Annotated in this window: 2 protein-coding genes; both read right to left on the bottom strand. The window is 47.4% G+C overall.

Annotated elements, in window-relative coordinates; genetic code table 11:
• Nucleotides 1-49: 49 nt before the first annotated feature.
• Nucleotides 50-1825 carry an SWIM zinc finger family protein gene (locus ACFQ2O_RS20010; RefSeq protein ID WP_377532239.1) on the bottom strand — a complete coding sequence of 592 codons (1776 nt, stop codon included), beginning with the start codon at nt 1823-1825 and terminating at the stop codon, nt 50-52.
• 100 nt (nt 1826-1925) lie between these two features.
• The gene (locus ACFQ2O_RS20005; RefSeq protein ID WP_377532238.1) at nt 1926-4886 is read right to left on the bottom strand and encodes a M16 family metallopeptidase; all 2961 of its coding nucleotides are present in this window, start codon (nt 4884-4886) and stop codon (nt 1926-1928) included.
• Between the last annotated feature and the right edge of the window lie 7 nt (nt 4887-4893).

Here is a 4893-nt window from a genome sequence, read left to right as displayed (position 1 = left end):
ACAAGTTACGCTCCGCTAAACTTGCGACATAGCTACATTTAAAAAGAACTTACTTCTTCTTAAATAGAATTTTGTTAAACTCTTCTATCATGGCTTTGCGACGAGGATACTGTTCTTGCAACTGCAGGGCGAGCGCTAAAATTTCTTCTCGGGCTTCTGGTAGCTCCAGCATCACTTGTTGCATTTTGTAGGCTAGGTTGGCGTAGTTGCTGCGGCTATTTGCCTGCACACAAACCTTGGCAAAAGCAGCTACATACAATTTTAGCATTTCCTGCGGGTAGCGTGGAGCCAGGTAAGCATTATACGCTATAAGGTTGTGCAGCTGGCTCTCTTTCTGCACCAGCTGCAAGAGTTCCTGCCAGTAGGCTTCTTGCACATAAGTAGGGCCTAATCTCTCAAGTAATGGCGGCTCTCCCTGCCAATTATACTTTCGCTTGCCAGCTTCCCACTGCCCTTCAATTTTGGATATTGTCTCAGCAATATACTGCGTGATTACGGCTTGCCATTCCGCTTGTGTATAGGTGGCTTTCCATTGGTTATAGTACTCCTTATCAAACCATCTGGAAAGGGCAAAGTGTTGGGCGTAGCGACGTATGGTTGGCACATCGTTTTCTAGTTCAGCAATACGCAGAAGCGTTTTTTGCCACGAATCAACGGTACCTGCATGATTTTTACCTTCTGCAATGGCAATGCCTTCTGATATTAATTCTTTGGCTTGCTCATAGTCTCTGTCTTCAATTGCTTTTTCTACCACGCTTTCCCGGATATTGCTCAAATCCATGTGCTGTTGTATCACTGCTTCTGCCTCGGTAGTTCTGCCAATGAGCGTTAAAAAGTCAATCTTTTGTGTCAGGAAGAAAGTTTTGGAGTAGTTGTCATAAGGGCCATTCAGTTGGGAAAGCTGTACCTCTATAAAAGCAAGGAAAGCATCGTGCTTGTGGAATAGCAAAGCCAGATCAGCGTAAGTGCCAAAGAGGTCGTAGCCAATATCTCCATACCCAAAGTAGTCAGAGCTTTTCAGCTCTTTTTCTAAATAAACATAGATTTTCTCTTTCAGGTCCATAGCCACTGTTTCGTGGTGCGCAAGGGTTCCGAAAAGTTCTGCTAGATGATAGAAAAGTTCACCAATGTTACCGGCAGAGTCATCACACTGCGTTGCCGCTTTCAGGCTTATACGCAGGGCAGCCGAAGCGATGGCAAAGGCATCGCTAAAGTTTTGCTTCGTTACAAGGTCGTCTGCGTGCTGCAGCTGTTTTTCTATTTCTTTAGAAAAGGCAGAGGTGCCCCGGTAATCCATGAAGCCACGAGATGAGTGCTGCCGAAGCAGCTGCTGAAAGTTAGCTTTATACTGTTTGCTGATGTCGATGCGCTCGTCTTTGTTGGCGAAGTATAGCTCGAATGCGTTTTTAAAATCCCTGTTGTTAGCTGCATAATACCGCACAAAGCCCTGCATCTCTTCCGCTGAGACAGCCTGCAGTAGCGAGTCCAGGATATTTTTAGGTGGCTTTTTAACTGATTTTTTTGAGGTTTTAGGCTTAAACTTCTTTTGGATTGTAAACAACACGGCAACAGTATGTTTGCATACTTCTCCCTCATACGGGCAGTCGCAGCTTAAATCCCTTACTTCTCCCTTATCCCCGATTTGCAGTTCTACATGATATAGATCTGTACCTTCTACCTCGGCTTCCCAGGTATTCGCGTCCACTTCTTCTGCCCACACAATAGCTTTGTTTTGGTAATATTGCCTGCCGCGTTGCAGGATAGTTGGGTTAACCTCCGACTCAAAATTATAGACTGTCAGCATACCATTGTCTACGTGTTTCACAAACTTATATTTAAGAGCAAGGTATAAAAAAGGGGGCAGCCACACTTGGCTGCCCCCTTTCTTTGTCTAGTATCTAGATACTAACATCTAAAGTCTAATCCTAGTACCCGAAAAGCTCTTCCAGCTTTAGCTGCTTTACCTTGCCATACTTCTCAAGTGCTTTAAAGTTGAGGCGGTCTTTGGAGCCTATGACAAGTATAGCCTGTGGCTGGGCCTTTACATACTTCTGCTGGAACTCCTTCATCTGGTCGAAGGTCATGCTGTTGGCGCTTTGGTACACATCCTGGCGGATGTCGTAATTCAGGCCCAGCTTCTTGGCACGCTCGTAGTCGAACAGGATGCCGGACTTGGTGATGCGTTCTGTAGAGATGCTGTTACGCAATGAAGCACGGGCATTTTGGAAGTTCGCATCAGCCAGTGGCATTTCTGTCAAAAGCGCCTGCATACCTGCCATTGCTTCTTCCAGTTTATCTGCCTGCGCACCAATGTATGAGGTCAGGTAGTTGGCACGGCCAGCTTTAGAGGCAGTGCCATAGCGGGAGTAAGTAGAGTAGGCGAGGGCCTTCGACTCACGCAGGTCCTGGAACACGATGCCTCCCATGTACTCATTATACAGCCTTACTACCGGCACAATGTCTTTGCTGTAAGGTACTGACTTGCTCAGGAACAGCAGCTCTGCCTGCACCATGTCATAATCAGCCCAGTACACGGTTGGCTCTTTGAAGTCGATCTCAGCGTATACTTTCTCCTCCGGCACTGGCTTCAGCTTGGATGGTACCATGTGGCCTTTATTCAGGGCGGCTACTAAGTTGTCCGTTTCACGTGGACCATAGTACAGCACCCGGTGCTCATAACCTGGAATACTCTTGATGATGCTTACCAGTTCCTGCGGTTTAACCGCCTTCAGTTCTTTCTCGCTCAGCAACGTGTTGAAAGGGTTCTTTTTGCCATACTTGGCAAAGTTTACCATGGCCTGCTGCAGGATAATGCCTTTGTTCTTCTTCGCATCGTTGCGCGCTTTCAGTATGCCGGCTACCATGTCGTTCAGGGCCTGCTGGTTTGGTTTGGCGTTTGCCAGTACACTTTCGAACAGGTTAAGGCCCTGCTCAAAATTCTCGTCAAGGCCGGTTAAGCTTACATAAACCTGATCGCCGGAAGAAAACACATCAAACGAAGTACCTAGCTTGTAAAATTCTTTCTGAAGCTCTTCAGCTGTATACTTGTCAGTGCCCAGGTACTTCAGGTAATTCACGGCCATCCCCAACTTCTGATCGTTGTTGGTGCCCATATCCAGGATGTAGTATAGCTGGAACAAGCCGTTGTCTTTGTTCTGGGTATAAATCAGCGGAATGTTCTGCTTGATATTTGTCTCTACCAGATCTTTGCTATAGTCGATGAAAACAGGCTGCAGCGGCTGTGTTTCTTTCGCTAAAAATGCTTTGTAATAATCCGACTGTGCATCGCGGTTTACAGCTACCGGCGTAATGGCTGGCTTCTCTACTTTTTGTGCTACAGGGTCTTTGCCGTTGCGTTTGTATACCAGCACATAATTGTTGTTGAAGTACTTGTTGGCAACATCTACTACTTCCTGTTTAGTGATAGTCCCAAACTCTTTCTGGCGGGCCACATAGTCATTCCACGGAATATCGTAGATAAAGGACGACACAAAAGCATCAGCACGGTTGCTGTTGTCTTCATAGGCCTTCATCGTGTTGATTTTATCATTGTTTACCACTGCCTGTAGCAGCGACTCATCAAAAGAGCCTTTCTTAATCATGTCCAGCTGTTGCAGCAACAGGTCTCGCACCTGATCCAGCGACTGGCCCTGGCGTGGCATGCCTGACATCCGGAACGTGCCGTAGTCTTTCATTGGGGTATCGTAGGCGTAAGACTGCAGTACTTTCTGCTGCTGGTTCAGGTTCAGGTCTATCAAGCCTGCTGCACCGTTATAAAGCAGTTGGCTAATCATCTGCACCACCAATGCTTCGCGGGTGTTAATGCCCGGCGTGCGGTATGCCAGCGATACGTTTTCTGCATCAGGACCTAGAACTTCACGCACAATTGGCTTCTGTATAGGCTGCTCCTGTGCTACCGTAAAGTTTGGCACCTGGCTCTTCTCGATACCGCCCCAATACTTGTCTATCAGGCGGATAGTCTGGTCAAAGTCAATGTCGCCGGACATAGCAATGGCCATATTATTTGGCACATAGTACTCGTCGAAATAGTTTTTAATAGCCGTGATAGACGGATTTTTCAGGTGTTCTATCGTACCAATGGTGGTTTGGGTACCATACTGGTGTGTCGGGAAAAGCTCTGTGTTGATCACTTCGGCTACTTTGCGGCCATCGCTGTCCAGCGTGCGGTTTTTCTCTTCGTACACAGCCTCCAGCTCTGTGTGGAACAGGCGCGGCACCATTTCCTGGAAGCGGTCTGCCTCCAGCTCCAGCCAGCGCTCCAGTTGGTTGGTTGGTATGTCGTTGACGTACACCGTCTGGTCTACCCAAGTATAAGCATTTGTGCCTTTCGCACCGATAGCGGTTGTCAGCTTATCATACTCGTTGGCAATGGCATACGTAGCAGCAACACCCGAAACAGAATCTATCTGGTGGTAAATTTTCTTCCGGGCAGCTTCATCGCGCGTGTTTCTATACTTCTCGTATAGAGCTTCGATATTCGATAGCTCCTGCTGCTCTTTCTCCCAATTAGCGGTGCCCAGTTCTGTGGTGCCTTTAAACACCATGTGCTCCAGGTAGTGCGCCAGACCAGTGGCATCGGCAGGGTCGTTTTTGCTGCCGGCACGCACTGCTATGTACGTTTGGATGCGCGGAGCTTCTTCGTAATCCGACAGGTATACTTTCAACCCATTATTTAAGGTATAGATACGGGCGTTTAACGGATCGTTAGGCGCTGCTTCATATTTGTATTCTTTTTGGGAAGGGGCTGTAGGGGCAGCCGCAGTTGCGTCTGTAGAAGACTGCGTTTGATACGTCTCGTTTTTACATTGCGTGAACGTAAGTCCCAGCGCAAGTAGCAACAGAGAAGAACCTCTGTTTATTTTCATACTTATG

This window comes from Pontibacter rugosus (genome assembly GCF_042678745.1).
Lineage (GTDB): Bacteria > Bacteroidota > Bacteroidia > Cytophagales > Hymenobacteraceae > Pontibacter > Pontibacter rugosus.
Note: the sequence above shows the minus strand (reverse complement) of the source record. Positions and strands in the feature narration are given on the sequence as shown.

Coding starts and splice junctions, on each gene's coding strand:
- ACFQ2O_RS20005 (WP_377532238.1), bottom strand. CDS start 4,886: ATGAAAATAAACAGAGGTTCTTCTCTGTTGCTACTTGCGCTGGGACTT.